Annotated in this window: 20 protein-coding genes; 5 read left to right on the forward strand and 15 right to left on the reverse strand. The window is 42.4% G+C overall.

The window, feature by feature from the left end; all coding sequences use genetic code 11:
- Nucleotide 1: 1 nt before the first annotated feature.
- The 10 genes from ACWJAF_RS07805 to ACWJAF_RS07850 form a co-directional block, all read right to left on the reverse strand.
- Entirely contained in the window at nt 2–1,336 is a 1,335-nt protein-coding gene (locus ACWJAF_RS07805; protein WP_296033169.1) for an acetyl-CoA carboxylase biotin carboxylase subunit, read from the reverse strand.
- A gap of 96 nt (nt 1,337–1,432) precedes the next feature.
- Nucleotides 1,433–1,861, reverse strand: coding sequence for a 3-hydroxyacyl-ACP dehydratase FabZ (fabZ, locus tag ACWJAF_RS07810; protein ID WP_296033168.1), 429 nt, complete (start codon nt 1,859–1,861; stop codon nt 1,433–1,435).
- Between the two features lie 16 nt (nt 1,862–1,877).
- Complete coding sequence (gene accB / locus ACWJAF_RS07815; RefSeq protein ID WP_296094348.1) at nt 1,878–2,357, reverse strand: acetyl-CoA carboxylase biotin carboxyl carrier protein; 480 nt, start codon at nt 2,355–2,357, stop codon at nt 1,878–1,880.
- Nucleotides 2,358–2,383: 26 nt separating this feature from the next.
- Nucleotides 2,384–3,622, reverse strand: coding sequence for a beta-ketoacyl-ACP synthase II (gene fabF, locus ACWJAF_RS07820; RefSeq protein ID WP_296033165.1), 1,239 nt, complete (start codon nt 3,620–3,622; stop codon nt 2,384–2,386).
- A gap of 15 nt (nt 3,623–3,637) precedes the next feature.
- On the reverse strand, nt 3,638–4,387 hold the full coding sequence (fabG, locus tag ACWJAF_RS07825; protein WP_296094353.1) for a 3-oxoacyl-[acyl-carrier-protein] reductase: 750 nt from the start codon (nt 4,385–4,387) through the stop codon (nt 3,638–3,640).
- Between the two features lie 2 nt (nt 4,388–4,389).
- The gene (fabD, locus tag ACWJAF_RS07830; protein ID WP_448863133.1) at nt 4,390–5,337 is read right to left on the reverse strand and encodes an ACP S-malonyltransferase; all 948 of its coding nucleotides are present in this window, start codon (nt 5,335–5,337) and stop codon (nt 4,390–4,392) included.
- Nucleotides 5,330–6,268, reverse strand: coding sequence for an enoyl-[acyl-carrier-protein] reductase FabK (gene fabK, locus ACWJAF_RS07835; protein WP_296033162.1), 939 nt, complete (start codon nt 6,266–6,268; stop codon nt 5,330–5,332). The genes fabD and fabK overlap by 8 nt, the downstream gene beginning before the upstream one ends.
- 147 nt (nt 6,269–6,415) lie before the next feature.
- The gene (locus ACWJAF_RS07840; protein ID WP_296033159.1) at nt 6,416–6,643 is read right to left on the reverse strand and encodes an acyl carrier protein; all 228 of its coding nucleotides are present in this window, start codon (nt 6,641–6,643) and stop codon (nt 6,416–6,418) included.
- 133 nt (nt 6,644–6,776) lie between these two features.
- On the reverse strand, nt 6,777–7,754 hold the full coding sequence (locus ACWJAF_RS07845) for a beta-ketoacyl-ACP synthase III (RefSeq protein WP_448863134.1): 978 nt from the start codon (nt 7,752–7,754) through the stop codon (nt 6,777–6,779).
- 73 nt (nt 7,755–7,827) lie between these two features.
- On the reverse strand, nt 7,828–7,962 hold the full coding sequence (locus ACWJAF_RS07850) for a DUF6783 domain-containing protein (RefSeq protein ID WP_448863168.1): 135 nt from the start codon (nt 7,960–7,962) through the stop codon (nt 7,828–7,830).
- Between ACWJAF_RS07850 and ACWJAF_RS07855 the strand changes: the two genes are divergently transcribed.
- On the forward strand, nt 7,912–8,058 hold the full coding sequence (locus ACWJAF_RS07855) for a hypothetical protein (protein ID WP_448863169.1): 147 nt from the start codon (nt 7,912–7,914) through the stop codon (nt 8,056–8,058). The genes ACWJAF_RS07850 and ACWJAF_RS07855 overlap by 51 nt on opposite strands.
- On the opposite strand, the gene ACWJAF_RS07860 is transcribed toward ACWJAF_RS07855, so the two are convergent.
- The 5 genes from ACWJAF_RS07860 to ACWJAF_RS07880 form a co-directional block, all read right to left on the reverse strand.
- Nucleotides 8,046–8,744: a C39 family peptidase gene (locus ACWJAF_RS07860; protein WP_296033156.1), complete on the reverse strand. Its 699-nt coding sequence runs from the start codon at nt 8,742–8,744 to the stop codon at nt 8,046–8,048. The genes ACWJAF_RS07855 and ACWJAF_RS07860 overlap by 13 nt on opposite strands.
- A gap of 18 nt (nt 8,745–8,762) precedes the next feature.
- Nucleotides 8,763–9,116: an arsenate reductase family protein gene (locus ACWJAF_RS07865; protein ID WP_296033155.1), complete on the reverse strand. Its 354-nt coding sequence runs from the start codon at nt 9,114–9,116 to the stop codon at nt 8,763–8,765.
- Nucleotides 9,117–9,168: 52 nt separating this feature from the next.
- On the reverse strand, nt 9,169–9,615 hold the full coding sequence (locus ACWJAF_RS07870; protein WP_448863135.1) for a hypothetical protein: 447 nt from the start codon (nt 9,613–9,615) through the stop codon (nt 9,169–9,171).
- A gap of 367 nt (nt 9,616–9,982) precedes the next feature.
- A complete protein-coding gene (locus ACWJAF_RS07875) occupies nt 9,983–10,762 on the reverse strand; it encodes a DUF3169 family protein (RefSeq protein ID WP_448863137.1) in 780 nt (259 codons plus the stop codon).
- A 3-nt stretch (nt 10,763–10,765) separates the two neighbouring features.
- Nucleotides 10,766–10,969, reverse strand: a complete 204-nt coding sequence (locus ACWJAF_RS07880; RefSeq protein WP_296033151.1) for a helix-turn-helix transcriptional regulator — start codon at nt 10,967–10,969, stop codon at nt 10,766–10,768.
- Between the two features lie 1,175 nt (nt 10,970–12,144).
- Between ACWJAF_RS07880 and ACWJAF_RS07885 the strand changes: the two genes are divergently transcribed.
- The 4 genes from ACWJAF_RS07885 to ACWJAF_RS07900 all read left to right on the forward strand — a co-directional run bounded on the left by ACWJAF_RS07885 (nt 12,145) and on the right by ACWJAF_RS07900 (nt 15,695).
- Nucleotides 12,145–13,338 (forward strand): L-aspartate oxidase, encoded by a 1,194-nt coding sequence (locus tag ACWJAF_RS07885; protein ID WP_296034109.1) that lies wholly within the window; start codon nt 12,145–12,147, stop codon nt 13,336–13,338.
- Nucleotides 13,339–13,446: 108 nt separating this feature from the next.
- A complete protein-coding gene (nadC, locus tag ACWJAF_RS07890) occupies nt 13,447–14,298 on the forward strand; it encodes a carboxylating nicotinate-nucleotide diphosphorylase (protein ID WP_296034111.1) in 852 nt (283 codons plus the stop codon).
- A gap of 113 nt (nt 14,299–14,411) precedes the next feature.
- Nucleotides 14,412–14,936: a 3H domain-containing protein gene (locus tag ACWJAF_RS07895; protein WP_448863170.1), complete on the forward strand. Its 525-nt coding sequence runs from the start codon at nt 14,412–14,414 to the stop codon at nt 14,934–14,936.
- Nucleotides 14,937–15,077: 141 nt separating this feature from the next.
- Nucleotides 15,078–15,695: a cytidylate kinase-like family protein gene (locus ACWJAF_RS07900; RefSeq protein ID WP_448863138.1), complete on the forward strand. Its 618-nt coding sequence runs from the start codon at nt 15,078–15,080 to the stop codon at nt 15,693–15,695.
- Nucleotides 15,696–15,753: the final 58 nt, after the last annotated feature.

Genomic DNA, 15,753 nt, shown 5'->3' on the forward strand with positions numbered 1-15,753 from the left:
TCTACAGCCTTTCAATAAATTCAATATCTATATTTCCCTCTATATAATCCGGGTGATTTACAATGCCATACTGATAATCAACATTGGTATCAATGCCTTCTATGATGACTTCTCCAAGTGCACTTTGCATCTTGTTGATTGCCTCCTGGCGGTTCTTTGCCCACACGATAAGCTTGGCCACCATAGAATCATAATATGGCGGGATGGTATACCCGCTGTAAATCGCCGAATCAATACGGATTCCCTTTCCTCCCGGAAGATACATATCCGTGATCGTTCCCGGAGACGGGCGGAAGTTTTTCTCCGGATTTTCCGCATTGATCCTGCATTCAATCGCATGACCGGTAAGTTTTATGTCTTCTTGTGTATAAGATAATTTCTGGCCGGATGCGATACGGATCTGTTCTTTTACAAGATCCACCCCCGTCACCCATTCAGTGACCGGATGCTCTACCTGAATCCTTGTATTCATTTCCATAAAGTAAAAGTTCCCGGATTTTTCCAACAGAAATTCAATGGTTCCGGCATTTTCATAGCCTGCTGCTTTTGCAGCTTTGACTGCCGCATCTCCCATCTTCTTTCTTAAGTCATCTGACAATGCAACCGATGGGGATTCTTCGATCAGCTTCTGATGATTTCTCTGGATCGAACAGTCTCTTTCTCCAAGATGGATTACATTGCCATATTTATCTGCCAGAATCTGAAATTCGATATGCCTTGGATTTTCCACAAAATGTTCGATATACATCGTTGAATCTGCAAATGCCATCTCCGTCTCTTTCTGTGCTGTCTGAAATGCAGATTCAAACTCTTCCGGTGTCCAGGCGGTACGCATGCCTTTACCACCGCCTCCTAAAGCTGCTTTGATGATAACCGGATAGCCGATCTCCTGTGCTAATGCGGCACCAGTCTTTGCATCATAGACTGGCTCTTTACTTCCCGGAATCACCGGCACCCCTGCTGCCATCATCGTATTTCTCGCAACCTGTTTGTTTCCAAGACTTGCAATGACTTTCGAATCTGGTCCGATGAAAGTAATGTTGCACTGCTCACACAGCTCTGCAAATTTACTGTTCTCGGATAAGAATCCAAAGCCCGGATGGATTGCATCTGCACCGCTGATAATGGTTGCACTGATGATATTTTCCATGCTGAGATAACTGTCCTTTGACGGAGCAGGTCCGATGCAGATGGCTTCATCTGCAAGCTTGGTATGCAATGCTTCTTTGTCTGCCTCGGAATAGACCGCTACGGTCTCAATTCCCATCTCGCGGCAAGCGCGGATGATACGCACTGCAATCTCTCCTCTGTTTGCGATCAATACTTTTTTTATCATTTTTATTTACACTCCTATGTTGATCCCTTTTCATCTCTGTCAATGCAGAATGACTTTACATTCCTGCTGCCACGCTTCCATCAGATGTGTAACTGACTATCCAACCATGAATGTCAGTTCTGCACTTACTACGACTTTTCCATCCACACTGGCAACTGCCTCACCAACGCCGACAGGTCCTTTCCTGCGGATGATCTTCGTCTCCAGACGTACCTTGTCTCCCGGAACGATCTTTCCTTTGAACTTACATTTATTAATCCCGCCAAAATATGCGATCTTTCCTTTATTCTCTTCCAGGCTTAAGATTGCAACCGCACCTGCCTGTGCCAGTGCTTCCACTGTCAGTACACCGGGCATCACCGGCTCTTCTGGAAAATGTCCTGCAAAGAATTCTTCTCTGTAAGACACACATTTATACCCAACCGCATACTCTCCCGGTACATAATCTTCGATGTAATCCAGCAGAAGAAATGGATGACGGTGCGGGATAATCTCCTGGATTTCTTTAATATTCAAATGATTCATAGTATATATCTGCCTCCTACACGATACGGAATAACGGCTGCCCGTATTCTACGCCTTCCTGGTTATGTACCAGAATCTCTGCAACTGTTCCGCTGTAATCGCTTTCGATTTCATTCATCAGCTTCATCGCTTCCACGATTCCAAGTGTCTGTCCTTTTTCTACTTTGTCACCGACTTTGACAAATGCCTGTGCATCTTCTGCCGGGGCTGCATAGAAAGTTCCTACCAGCGGGGATTCTACGACATTTCCAGCTGCGGCTTCTTCTTTTTCTTCTACCATTTTTTTCTCTGCATCTGTTTTTTCCATTTCATTTACACTCTTAGCAGAAGTCATCATACCTGCCTGGTTCACCGGGGCAGACACATTTTCCGTCACATAGCATGTATTCTCTTTTTTGCTCAAATGCAGTTTGATACCATCTTCCTCATATTTGAATCCTGTCAGGTCTGATTTTGACACGGCGTCTATGAGTTCGATCATTTTCTCCATTTCCATATGCTTCTTTGTCCCTCCTGTGGTTACTAGGCCTCATATCTTTTCAACAGCAGAACTGCATTATGTCCGCCAAATCCAAGTGAGTTGGTCAGTACATAATTTACTTCTTTTTCTACCGGCGCACCGATTGCATAATTCAGATCACACTCTTCATCTGCAACTTCAGTTCCCACCGTCTGGTGGATGAAGTTATCCTGGATTGTCTTCACACAAGTGATGAATTCCACACCCCCTGCAGCACCAAGAAGATGACCGATCATGGATTTCGTCGAGTTGATCACGACATCTTTTGCCGCATCACCAAGTGCCAGCTTGACCGCACGTGTCTCAAACAAGTCATTGTGATGTGTACTTGTTCCGTGCGCATTGATATAGTCCACCTGGGAAGGTTCAATTCCACCTTCTTCCATTGCAAGCTCCATTGCTTTTGCAGCCCCGCTTCCGTCCTCTGCCGGAGATGTAATGTGATAAGCATCTCCTGTAGAACCATATCCAACAAGTTCCGCATAGATTCTGGCCCCACGGTTTTTCGCATGTTCCAGTTCTTCCAGCACGACCACACCGGCACCTTCGCCAAGAACGAATCCATCTCTGTCCTTATCAAATGGTCTGGATGCTTTCATCGGGTCTGTCGAAGTTGAAAGTGCTGTAAGGCTTGTAAATCCCGCCACTCCGGTCGGACAGATACATCCTTCTGCACCACCGGCGAGCATGACCTCTGCATCTCCGTACTGGATGGCACGCAGTGCATCACCGATGCAGTTCGTTCCACTTGCGCAGGCTGTGACTACGTTGGTACATTTTCCCTTTAATCCAAGCTGGATGGAAATGTTACCTGCAGCCATGTTAGAGATCATCATCGGAACCAGAAGCGGATTGACTCTTCCAGGTCCTTTTGTTCTGATCTTTTCGTATTCTTTTTCCACTGCCTGAAGGCTTCCGATGCCAGATCCTACGATTACTCCGACACGGAATGGATCTTCGTTCTTCATATCAAGCCCGGCGTCTTCAAAAGCTTCTTTTGCGGCCGCTACCGCATACTGGGAAAATGGCTCCATCCTTCTTGCTGCTTTAAAATCCATTCTGTCTTTTGCCTGAAAATCTTTTACCTCGGCTGCGATCTTTACTTTATATTCTGTGGTATCGAATTTTGTGATCTCTCCGATTCCCACTTTTCCTGCTTTGATGCCATTCCAGAACTCTTCTACCGTATTACCGATCGGAGTCACCGCTCCAAGTCCAGTCACTACAACCCTTCTCTTCATATTTCCTAATCTCCTTTACATCACCATACCGCCGTCCACATGCAACACCTGTCCGGTAATATACGCTGCCTCATCCGAAGCAAGGAATGCAACTGCATCCGCCACATCTTCCGCTTTTCCAAACTTTCCAAGCGGGATCTGGGAAATACTTGCTTCCTTTACTTTTTCCGGAAGTACTTCTGTCATATCTGTCTCTATAAATCCAGGCGCAATCGCATTCACTGTAATTCCTCTGGATGCGACTTCTCTGGCCGCAGTCTTTGTAAGACCGATCACACCGGCCTTGGATGCTGCATAATTCGCCTGTCCTGCATTTCCACTGACACCTACCACGGATGCCATGTTCACAATGCGTCCGCTTCTCTGTCTGATCATCTGGCGCAGTGCGAAACGGATCGTGTGAAACGCTCCTTTTAAGTTCGTATCTAACACCTGGTCAAAATCTTCTTCCGACATCTTCATAAGCAGTCCGTCTTTTGTAATTCCTGCATTATTTACCAAAATATCGATTCTGCCGTACTCTTTGATAACCGTCTCTATGAATTCTTTGCATGCATCAAAGTCAGCCACGTTACACTGCCTAACAACTGCCCTGCCACCTGCAGCTTCAATTATATTTTTTACTTCTTCGGCTCTTTCTTTTGAACCATTATAATTAATCACAACCGTCGCACCTTTGGATGCAAGATTGATCGCAATTGCTTTCCCGATTCCTCTGGATGCTCCGGTCACAACCGCAACTTTTCCTTCCATTGTCTGACTCATCTTTACGCTTCCTCCATCACATTTCCACTCTCTGCAAGTTCTGCGCAGACTTTATCCACATCCTCCCACTGAGAAATGTGGAATACGTTCACACTCCGGTCGATCTTTCTTAAGAATCCTTCCAGTGTCCTGCCCGGTCCGATCTCTACAAATGTATCAACACCGTCTGCGATCATATGTTCCATGCTCTGCATCCAGCGCACCGGCGAACTGATCTGCTTTGTAAGAAGTCCGGAAGTCTCCTTAATATCTGTCACTTTTTCTGCGGATACATTCGTTACATATGGAATCTTCAGCTCATGGAATCTGATCCGATCCAGCTCTTCTGCAAGCTTTTCACCTGCCGGAATTAACATCTGTGAATGAAATGGTCCGCTGACATTTAACATAACGGTACGTCTTGCGCCAGCTTCTTTTAACTTTTCTGCCGCTTCTTCCACTGCTTCTTTTTTTCCGGTAATCACAATCTGCCCCGGACAGTTATAATTTGCAATCGACACACCGTCGATCGGTCCGGTTACCTTTTCGATCTCCTCTGCATCCATGGACATTACTGCACACATTGCCCCTTCACCTGCCGGAACTGTATTCTGCATCAGTATTCCTCTCTGTCTTACCAGACGGACGGCATCCATATCATTCATCCCGCCGGCAACTGCGATTGCCGGATATTCGCCAAGACTTAATCCTGCCGTGATATCTGCTTTTAAGCCTTTGCTTTCTGCAACTCTTGTCATCGCAAGACAGGTGGTAACCATTGCTGCCTGCGTATATTCGGTCAGGTCAAGTTTTTCATTTTCCTCAAAACAAAGGGCCTTCATATCCAGATCCAGTTCTTCGCCCGCCTGATCGAAAATATGTTTTGCGATCTCACTTTTTTCGTAAAAGTCAGCTCCCATGCCTGCTTTCTGGGCTCCCTGTCCCGGATAAATAAATGCAATCTTACTCATAGAATCCATTTCCTCCGATCAATGCATCTGTTTCCTGTACCAGTTTCTGGATCAGATCTTTACAAGACATTCTTTCTTTTACCATACCGGCAATCTGTCCTGCCATCACACTTCCGTTCTTTACATCACCGTCTACAACCGCTTTTCTAAGACCGCCAAGTGTAAGTTTTTCCAGTTCTTCAAATCCCGCTCCGGCATTTTCAAGTTCCAGATATCTTCTCGTCATATCATTGCGAAGGGCTCTGACTGGATGTCCTGTGGTTCTTCCTGTTACTCTGGAATCGATATCCTTCGCTTTGATGATTCTTTCTTTGTAATTGTCATGCACCTGGGATTCATCGGTTACTACAAAATGTGTTCCCATCTGTACACCCTTTGCTCCTAACATGAACGCAGCAGCAATCCCTCTTCCATCTGCAATTCCTCCGGCTGCAATAACCGGAATATTAACTGCATCAACAACCTGCGGAACCAGTACCATCGTTGTACTTTCCCCGATATGTCCTCCGGCTTCACAGCCTTCTGCTACCAGCGCATCGGCTCCGCAGCGTTCCATTCTTTTTGCCAGGGCCACAGAAGCAACTACCGGAATCACTTTTACTCCGGCTTCTTTCCACATCTTCATGTATTTCTCCGGATTACCCGCACCAGTTGTTACTACTTTCACGCCTTCTTCAACGATAACCTTTGCAACTTCATCAGCATATGGGCTCATCAGCATGATATTGACCCCAAATGGCTTATCTGTCAGTTCTTTTGCTTTTTGTACCTGATCTCTGACCCAGTCCGCCGGAGCACTTGCTGCCCCGATCAGTCCAAGGCCGCCGGCTTCTGATACGGCCGCAGCCAGATGGTATTCTGCCACCCAGGCCATGCCGCCCTGAATGATTGGATATTCGATTCCTAATAATCTGGTTACTTCTGTCTGCATAATCTTTATACTCCCTGTCTTTTATAATCTCATTTTCAAGTGTATTGTCTTGTTTGTTGATATACGGTTTTGTTTTTTTGTTACTGTTTACGCGTTTTGCAGACAGTAACATTTTTTTACTTTCAATTTTTGTCTTTTGATCTTTATCTACTCTTTATGAGCATTTACATATTCTACAACGTCTCCTACTGTGACGATCTTTTCCAGATCTTCAGATGGAATCTCGATTCCGTACTCATCTTCCAGTGCCATTGTCAGTTCAAAAAGATCTAACGAATCTGCTCCGAGATCGTCTTTGAAAGATGCACTTTCTGTAATCTGGCTTTCTTCTACCCCTAAGTTTTCTGCTACCATTTTTTTAATCTGTTCAAACATGTTTTTGTTCTCCTTTTTTATTTTCATCATTTTTTTCATTATTTTACTTATAACTTCTACTTCTGCTCTTCACGCACGTCTTATTGTCCTTAAGTTCCGGCGTTTATAAAGTATTTTTCCCAATGTAATTGTCTTACCACTCTATAATACTTGCTCCCCAGGTAAGACCTGCTCCGAATCCGGCAAGGACAATTTTCTGTCCTCTTTCAAGCTTCCCTTCCTGGTTCAGCTCATCCAGCAGAATCGGAATACTTGCCGAAGATGTATTACCGTATTCTTCCAGGTTTACCGGGAATTTTTCCATCGGCTCATCTAATCTCTTTGCAATCGCTTCCACGATCCGCTTATTCGCCTGATGTAAAATGTAATAGCTGATTTCTTCCTGCGCCACATCATTCTTTTCCAGTACTTCCCTGATCACCTGCGGTACACTCTTTACAGCAAACATAAATACTTCTCTTCCATCCATCTGCATCAGATATTCTTTTTCATCTGGCTTGGTCAGATCCGGCAGTGATAGCTCGCTCCTGTCATACCTGCTCTTACAGGTAAGTGCGCCACCCCTGGAACCGTTGGAATGCGTTACCGGGAGGTAGTATCTTGTGTCATCTTTTTTCAGTACCGCCGCTCCTGCGCCGTCTCCAAAAAGGATGCATGTTCCCCGGTCTTTCCAGTTCGTCAGGTTCGATAAGCTTTCACTTCCAATGATCAGAGCGGTCTGATAGACACCGGCATTCAGATAAGCCACTGCTGTATTATAGGCAACCACAAATCCGGTACATGCTGCACTTAGATCAAAGCAAGTCGCATGGTCTGCTCCAAGTTCTTTTTGAACCTCACATGCCGTACATGGAAGTATTACATTTGAAGAAATCGTAGAAACAATGATCAGATCCACATCCTCTGCAGAAATCCCCGCATTATCAAGTGCACGCTTCCCAGCCTCACCTGCCATGGATACTGTTGTCTCTTCTCTGATGATATGACGTCTTACCACTCCGGTTCTCTCCCGGATCCATTCATCACTGGTATCAACCAGCTTTGCAATGTCATTGTTATCCATTGCAAACGATGGAACGCAAGACCCTGTCCCACATATTCTTCCAGTCATTATAAATACCTCTGATTTATTTTGATTCTAAATTATTTTGACTTTCAAAGTATATACCAGGATATTTTGTTTGTCAAGTATTTTGAATGTCAAAATATTTATTTAAGACGTGGTCCAGGCGTGTCTTAAAAATGCTTTCTGTAAGATATATGTCATAATTCGTGGGAGATTTTGTCTGAATGAGGGCGGCGTAACGAACTACCGTCAACCGAATGAAAGCAAAAAATATAGCACTGATCATCAGATTTTTCTAATAATCAATGCCATATATTTTCTGTTCTTTTATCTCCTTTATTCCAGATAAAACGCCCCTTGCGGATCATATATATTTTCATTCTCCGCAATCTCAATCCCGTAATGGTCATATATTCTGCCATCCGCATCCATGTCAATCCAACGCTGTTTCAGATCTTTTTCATTCATCATGCAATATCCCACACAGGCCGGATCATTAAAATAAAATACATAATCATTTTTCACTTTCTGATATCCAGCGCAGATCACCCAGTGACCTTCTGCCAGGTATGTATCCGTCTTTGTCTTATCTTGCGTATTATATCCTTCCGCTCCCCATGCCTGTATACACATCAGCATCGGATGTTTTTTATCCAGCACAGACACCAGATCCTTGATGGTCCTTTCTTCTTTGGCAATGGCTTTTACATCATTTTTTTCAAAATAATTCATCAGTTGTTCTGGTGAAGTGCCTGCATCCTCTGTTGTCCCAAGTTCTTCTTCATACCCTTTCAGATTCAGGTCCCCCTGATAAGGATTGATCCAGTTCATCAACATCTGCACACAGGTTGTTCCACATGTGTAACCGCCGTATTGACGAAGATTCGGAATATCGATAAACACATCTGCATCCTGAATACTTCCTTCGTAAATACTTTTGTCAGAATCCTTAACCTCTGCTTTCTTTGTACAAGATGTAATAAACAGACTCATAACAGCAAGGCTGCAGATCCACAAGCCTTTTTTTAACTTCATCCATCCACCACTTTCTCATTATGCCAAAAGTTTTTCTTCCCACTCTTTTTCTTTGAATCCTGTCAGGACAAACCCGTCTCCGATAACCAATGGCCGCTTCACAAGCATGCCATCCGTTGCCAGAAGTTTTAACTGTTCATCCTCGGACATGTCTTTTAACTTCTCTTTGAGATTCATCTGCTTATACAGCATACCACTGGTATTGAAAAATTTCTTCAGTGGGAATCCACTCATTGCATGCCATTCTTTTAACTCTTCATATGTCGGATTCTCTTCTTTCATTGCACGCTCTTCAAATTCTATGTTATGTGCCTCCAGCCATTTTAGAGCTTTCATGCAGGTGCTGCATTTTCTGTATAAGAATACTTTCATGATTCGTTCTCCTTTTTTCTACTTCTTCTCATTATCTTTATTCATCAAATTATTATCGTTTCATGTTATTTTTCCAGCGTTGTATTTCTTCTATATTATGCCCTACTGCTTCTGCGATCATCTCTTCGTTTACTCCCAGCTCAATTAGCTTGATTGCGGTTTCATATTTTCCCCTTATCTCACCAGCCTGATAAATTTTATCCATCTCTTTACACATAAATTTCACCCCTTCCTGTGTTTCTTTCAGCTCTCTGACCCTATTTGCCAATACTTCACTATACATATCGTCTGCCCTGCTACAATGAAAATCATGCATTAGTTTTCCTAATTCTGTATCTTCCTGAATCAATGCATTAATATATATTATTTCACTTTTATCATCATAATTTTTTCCGGTCTCTTTTACAGTACGTTTTATATGCAAAATTGGTTCTACATTTTTCTCTGACTCATCATCTACAATAAAAATCACTTTTGATTCTGGCAATTTTTCAAGCATCTGCTGGTAATAATGAAATCGTTCATCTACAGAATTTACATCAGACAATTTGATACTTTCCATCCATTTTCTCCTTTCAGTATAAACTTATCTTTTAAGTATTGCAACACTGCAACAAATATAGTTTGAAGTATATTTATTGATTATTATAAAATTCTAACTAGTATTTTCCAATAAACATAACATCACCATCTTTCCCATATCAAATTTTCAGATTCAACTTTTCAAACATTGGAGCTTTCGGGATTGATATATCCCTATGAATGGAACTGAATGTTCCTTTTCTAAAAAGACCTTTTAACGTTTGAATGCACTGGTTGCTTCCAGTGCATTCATCTTAACATAATATATTTATACTATCAACCGATTATCCTATTTTTTTTGCCTTAAAAACCATACTTGATCTGATATAAGTAAGCCCTGTAATCAGATAGATGACTGCCACAATAAGAACCGCCATAATACCGGTATTCAAGAATAAATTAGAGATCATCGTAAGAAGTAATAATACAGGTATTACCTTATTCAGGATTACATATGTCTTATATGCGCTTTTATATATAACCTCTTTTTCCGCCTCATCGCAGCTTTCCACCCACTGTTCCAGGAATTTTCTGGAAGATGGGTCTCCTTGTTTTTCCGGATGTGCTTTCTGAATCAATTTTACATATCTTACAGAAAGGTACAGGTCATAAAAATAACATAAACAGAATATAATACAGGCTGCCAGGAAATAATTGCTGCTTCCAGATCTGATATACTTTAACGAATATCCAAATGACAGTATGATAATACAGAAGACCTGCGATACGATATTACTACCAGATATCCATCCGCCCCACATTTCTTCTTCATAATCTAATTCGTAAAACCTTTCCTCGTCAGCATCTTCCATCTCTTTATATACTTCTTTTAATCTATGCATGCTATATTCTCCGATGATAACTGTTACAACGGCTACCACAACTAATGCAGGAAATATATAATGCTGTATGGTTCCTGTAACAGACCTTAATCCTTCATTTATTCCATTTCTCATCAATTCATAAGCGACTGCCATTACACCACCTGCGATCCCGCCTATAAACATAGCCAGTAACATCTTCCACGTTGCTGAAAAATAACTGCTTTTCTTTGTTTTCTTCATAACCTACTCCTCCTCATACTCAAAAATATCTTCCACACTCACCTGACAGATCTTCGCAAGCTTAAGCGCCAATGTTACCGACGGTGAATAGTCCCCTCGTTCAATCTGACTAATCGTCTGCCTGGATACCCCGGCAAGCCTTCCCATCTCCGTCTGATTGACGCCAAGTTTTGATCTGTATTCTTTCAAATGATTTAGTAAAGGCACATAATCATCTCCTTTTCACATTTGCATTTTTGACAACTATTCTTGTCAAATTCATTATAGTAGATGACAAGTATAGTTGTCAATACATTCTCCACACAAAAAAATACTTTTGGTGTTTAATACACTATTTCGTTCTGGCCTCCCGGTCCATGAGAAAGCGCTGGTATCCTGTTTGCGCTAGATGTCACGATGCAGAAGTTCTAAGGCAGTCCGACTTTCCTAAGGACGAAAGGGACTCCGCTCAAAACTCACTTCGTTCAAACAGTTTCACTCCGTCCCTTTAACGGAAAATCAAACTACCTAAGAACTTCTACACATCGCGCCAAAAATCGCTGCAAACAGGATACCAGCGCTTTCTCATGTCGTGACTGGAGCCGAAAGTGTATGAAATAGTTGGAGGCGTAACCGTGGTAACTTCCCCCGGTAATATCATAAAAGAGCCACCAGGGACACTAAAAAAGCCAGAAATTCACGTCCCCGTGGCTCTCAAGGACGAAAGGGACTCCGCTCCAAACTCGCCGTTCGGCTCAAACAGTGTCGCTCCGTCCCTTTAACGGAAAGTCAAACTGCCTAAGAACTTCTACACATCGCGCCAAAAAACGCTGCAAACAGGATACCAGCGCTTTCTCATGTCGTGATTGGCAGGCGGTAGTGTATGAAATAGTTGGAGGGCGTAACTGTGAGTGCTTACCCCGGGAGTATCATAAAAAGAACTACCGGGGTAAGCATCCTCAGTTACGCCCTCCATTTAATACATTAATTATCGCCTGCCAGTCGCGACTTGCGTATGCCTTGGTATAAGGGCTGGGTAGCATTCGGAATGAGGCTTAGAAGTAGTTAGAGAGTCTGGATTCCCGTTAACAGAAAGCAAATCCACTGTTTGAGCCAACAGGCGAGTTTGGGTTTGCTTTCTGTTGCTTTTAGGGAATTCAGGCTCTCTTACTACTTCTTGCTTCATGGAGTCGCGGACCAGATCTTATACCAAGGCATACGCAAGGACCGGGAATCCAACCCAAATTAATGTATTAAACAGCAATAGCACTCTCTACTGTAAAGGAAAATGCAACATGTGTCTTGTCACATGTAAATAACAGTGGTATAATGTGGAAAGTTTGAACAGTCAGTATCACTGGCTGTGGACGGAAAAACGCAGTATATGAAAAGAGGATGTTATTATGAAAATGAATGCGGATACAGTAATTGTAGGAAGTGGGGTTGCAGGACTTTTTAGTGCCTTGAATTTACCAGAAGAACAGGATATTATATTAATTACCAAGTCTGATCTGGAAAGCAGCGATTCTTTCCTTGCACAGGGGGGAATCTGTGTATTAAGAGACGAAGGTGACTATGACAGCTACTTTGAAGATACCATGAAAGCAGGTCATTATGAGAACCGCAAAGAATCCGTAGATATTATGATCCGTAATTCCAGAGATATCATCAATGATCTGGTAAAATACGGAGTGGAATTTGAAAAGAAGGATGGAGAATTTGCCTATACAAGAGAAGGTGCACATTCAAAACCAAGAATTTTGTTCCATGAAGATGTTACAGGAAAAGAAATCACCAGCAAATTACTTGCGCAAGTGAAAAAAATGAAAAATGTGAAAATGTATGAATATACAGAGATGACAGATGTGATCATCGAAGACGGAAAATGCGTGGGAATCAAAGCAAAGAATGAAAAAGGAACTTATGAAATCTATGCAGAGAATACGATTCTTGCAAGTGGTGGTATCGGAGGTACTTACCAGCATTCTACAAATTTCCCACATCTGACAGGTGATGCGATTGAGATTGCTAAAAAGCATGGAATTCGTCTGGAGCATCTGGACTATGTACAGATCCATCCGACAACATTGTATTCCAAGAAACCGGGAAGACGCTTCCTGATATCAGAGTCCGTACGAGGCGAGGGGGCTGTCCTTTATAATAAGAACAAAGAACGTTTTGTAGATGAGCTTCTTCCAAGAGATGTGGTGACGAAGGCAATCAGGAAAGAGATGGAAAAAGACGGAACAGACCATGTATGGCTTTCTATGGAACATATTCCAAAAGAGACCATTTTAAAACATTTCCCAAACATCTACGAGCATTGCCTGGAAGAAGGCTATGATGTAACAAAAGAATGTATCCCGGTTGTACCGGCACAGCACTATTTTATGGGGGGAATCTGGGTGGATTCAGACAGCAGGACATCTATGGAACATCTGTATGCGGTTGGTGAGACAAGCTGCAACGGAGTTCACGGAGCGAACCGTCTGGCAAGTAATTCGCTTCTGGAAAGTCTGGTATTTGCAAAACGGGCAGCGAAAAAGATTACAGCAGAAGAAATACAGGAAAAAGCATCCGAGAAAAAAGCTGTGTAACTGTCAGATACTGTCTGTAGAATGTATAAGCAGCAATAGAAAACAAAAAGAATTAAAAAATACACTCTGATGTAAGACAAATTAGATAAGGGAAAAAGGAGACAGGCTATGAATAATATAACAATGACATTACAGGTGGATCATCTGATCCTGGAGGCATTAAAAGAAGACATTTCAAGTGAAGATGTAACAACGAATGCGGTTATGCATGAAGCGGTAAAGGGAGAAGTAGACTTAATCTGCAAGCAGGACGGAGTAATCGCAGGACTTCAGATCTTCCAGAGAGTATTCGAACTTCTGGATAAAGATACAAAGGTAGAATTCTTCTGCAAAGATGGAGAGGAAGTAAAGAACGGACAGCTGATGGGAAAAGTAACGGGAGATATCCGTGTGCTTCTTTCCGGTGAGCGTGTTGCACTGAACTATCTGCAGAGAATGAGCGGAATTGCAACTTATACACATTCGGTAGCTTCTCTTCTGGAAGGAAGTAAAACAAAGCTTCTGGATACCAGAAAGACAACTCCGAATATGAGAATATTTGAAAAATATGCAGTCAGAGTCGGCGGCGGATACAATCACCGCTATAATCTTTCCGATGGGGTACTGTTAAAAGATAACCACATTGGTGCAGCCGGAAGTGTAACAAAAGCCGTACAGATGGCAAAAGACTATGCACCATTCGTAAGAAAAATCGAGGTAGAAGTAGAGAATCTTGACATGGTAAAAGAAGCTGTAGAAGCAGGTGCAGACATCATCATGCTGGATAATATGTCTACGGAAGAGATGCAGGAGGCAATACGTATCATTGATGGACGGGCAGAGACAGAGTGTTCCGGAAATGTAACAAAAGAAAATATCGGACGACTGACCTCGCTTGGTGTTGATTACATTTCCAGTGGGGCACTGACACATTCGGCTCCGATTCTGGATATTTCTTTAAAACACCTCCATGCGATTTAATCTGTTCGAAGATTGCGGAAATGCATAGAAATGGATCAATCCGGATAGATCAGCCAGTGGTAGAATCTGTAGATGAAATAGCAGAAAATAAAGAATTGGGAGGTGGCAGAAAAATGCACGGATCTGAAAGAAGAGAACAGATAATCAGACAGATTCAGGAAAGTAAAGCTCCGGTATCAGGGACAAAGCTTGCTTCTCTTTATAATGTCAGCCGTCAGGTGATCGTGCAGGATATTGCATTGATCAGAGCGGCAGGATATGAGATCATATCAACAAACCGTGGATATATATTGAACGAGCCAAAAACGGTGAGCAGAATCTTCAAAGTACAGCATACAGATGAACAGCTGGAAGAGGAACTGAATGCCATCGTAGACCTTGGAGGATGTGTAGATAATGTAATGATCCATCATAGAGTCTATGGCAAGATGGAGGCGGATCTGGCACTTAGTTCCAGAAGAAAAGTCGGTGCATTTATGGAAGATATCAGAAGTGGAAAATCAAGTCCGCTTAAGAATATCACATCCAATTATCATTATCATAAGGTCAGCGCAGACAGTGAAGAAACACTGGATCTGATTGAAGAAGAGTTACGTAAAAAGGGCTTTCTGGTTGAAGAAAAACGTCAGGTGAGTTAAAGCAATAACAGGCATACTTTTGAAAAAATAAACTGCGGTAATTAACAGAATAATCAGGGAAAATATATGGTATTTTCTGATGAAAAAAGGTATAATAAAGGCAAATTATTGCGTTACTTTTTATCTGAAGGAGGGATACCTATGACAGAACATAAGATTATTACAATAGGCAGACAATTTGGAAGCGGCGGTCATGAGATTGGGAATCTGCTTGCAACAAGACTGGATATTCCGTTATATGATAACAATCTGGTCAGAATGGCAGCAGAGAAGATGGATATCAGGGAAGAGACGGCAAAAGCGATTGACGAGACATCGCTTAATAGATTTGTATCCAGTTATGTGATCTCACCGATGGGATATTCTTCCTATATTAATTCAGAAGAATATGTACAGCCGCTCACAGAGCAGATGTTCGAACTTCAGTCGGAAATTATCCGAAAGTTAGCGGCAAAAGGTTCATGTGTAATCGTTGGACGTTGTGCGGATTATGTATTAAAAGACAATCCGAACTGTATAAACGTATTTATCTGTGCTGACAGGGCAGACCGTGTAAAACGCATTGCCGAACGGTATGATGTGTCAGAAAAGAAGGCGCTTGACCGGATCAAACGTATGGACCGGGAACGCAAATATTATTATGAATCCCATACGGGACTGGAATGGGGAAGCATCAGTTCCCACCAGATACTTTTAAATGCAAGCCTTCTTGGAATAGAAGGAACGGTTGATGTGTTAGAGGGAATTTATAAAAAGTAGGATAAAATCAGTTTGAAAGTTATGAGCTGACAGAGTTATATAAAATAGGAATGAGCAG

It is taken from the genome of Dorea sp. (assembly GCF_977044405.1).

Excerpts from the sequence above, each read along its gene's own strand:
- ACWJAF_RS07805 (WP_296033169.1), bottom strand. The coding sequence starts at position 1,336 with ATGATAAAAAAAGTATTGATCGCAAACAGAGGAGAGATTGCAGTGCGT.
- fabZ (WP_296033168.1), bottom strand. The coding sequence starts at position 1,861 with ATGAATCATTTGAATATTAAAGAAATCCAGGAGATTATCCCGCACCGT.
- accB (WP_296094348.1), bottom strand. The coding sequence starts at position 2,357 with ATGGAAATGGAGAAAATGATCGAACTCATAGACGCCGTGTCAAAATCA.
- fabF (WP_296033165.1), bottom strand. The coding sequence starts at position 3,622 with ATGAAGAGAAGGGTTGTAGTGACTGGACTTGGAGCGGTGACTCCGATC.
- fabG (WP_296094353.1), bottom strand. The coding sequence starts at position 4,387 with ATGAGTCAGACAATGGAAGGAAAAGTTGCGGTTGTGACCGGAGCATCC.
- fabD (WP_448863133.1), bottom strand. The coding sequence starts at position 5,337 with ATGAGTAAGATTGCATTTATTTATCCGGGACAGGGAGCCCAGAAAGCA.
- fabK (WP_296033162.1), bottom strand. The coding sequence starts at position 6,268 with ATGCAGACAGAAGTAACCAGATTATTAGGAATCGAATATCCAATCATT.
- ACWJAF_RS07840 (WP_296033159.1), bottom strand. The coding sequence starts at position 6,643 with ATGTTTGAACAGATTAAAAAAATGGTAGCAGAAAACTTAGGGGTAGAA.
- ACWJAF_RS07845 (WP_448863134.1), bottom strand. The coding sequence starts at position 7,754 with ATGACTGGAAGAATATGTGGGACAGGGTCTTGCGTTCCATCGTTTGCA.
- ACWJAF_RS07860 (WP_296033156.1), bottom strand. The coding sequence starts at position 8,744 with ATGAAGTTAAAAAAAGGCTTGTGGATCTGCAGCCTTGCTGTTATGAGT.
- ACWJAF_RS07865 (WP_296033155.1), bottom strand. The coding sequence starts at position 9,116 with ATGAAAGTATTCTTATACAGAAAATGCAGCACCTGCATGAAAGCTCTA.
- ACWJAF_RS07870 (WP_448863135.1), bottom strand. The coding sequence starts at position 9,615 with ATGCTTGAAAAATTGCCAGAATCAAAAGTGATTTTTATTGTAGATGAT.
- ACWJAF_RS07875 (WP_448863137.1), bottom strand. The coding sequence starts at position 10,762 with ATGAAGAAAACAAAGAAAAGCAGTTATTTTTCAGCAACGTGGAAGATG.
- ACWJAF_RS07885 (WP_296034109.1), top strand. The coding sequence starts at position 12,145 with ATGAAAATGAATGCGGATACAGTAATTGTAGGAAGTGGGGTTGCAGGA.
- nadC (WP_296034111.1), top strand. The coding sequence starts at position 13,447 with ATGAATAATATAACAATGACATTACAGGTGGATCATCTGATCCTGGAG.
- ACWJAF_RS07895 (WP_448863170.1), top strand. The coding sequence starts at position 14,412 with ATGCACGGATCTGAAAGAAGAGAACAGATAATCAGACAGATTCAGGAA.
- ACWJAF_RS07900 (WP_448863138.1), top strand. The coding sequence starts at position 15,078 with ATGACAGAACATAAGATTATTACAATAGGCAGACAATTTGGAAGCGGC.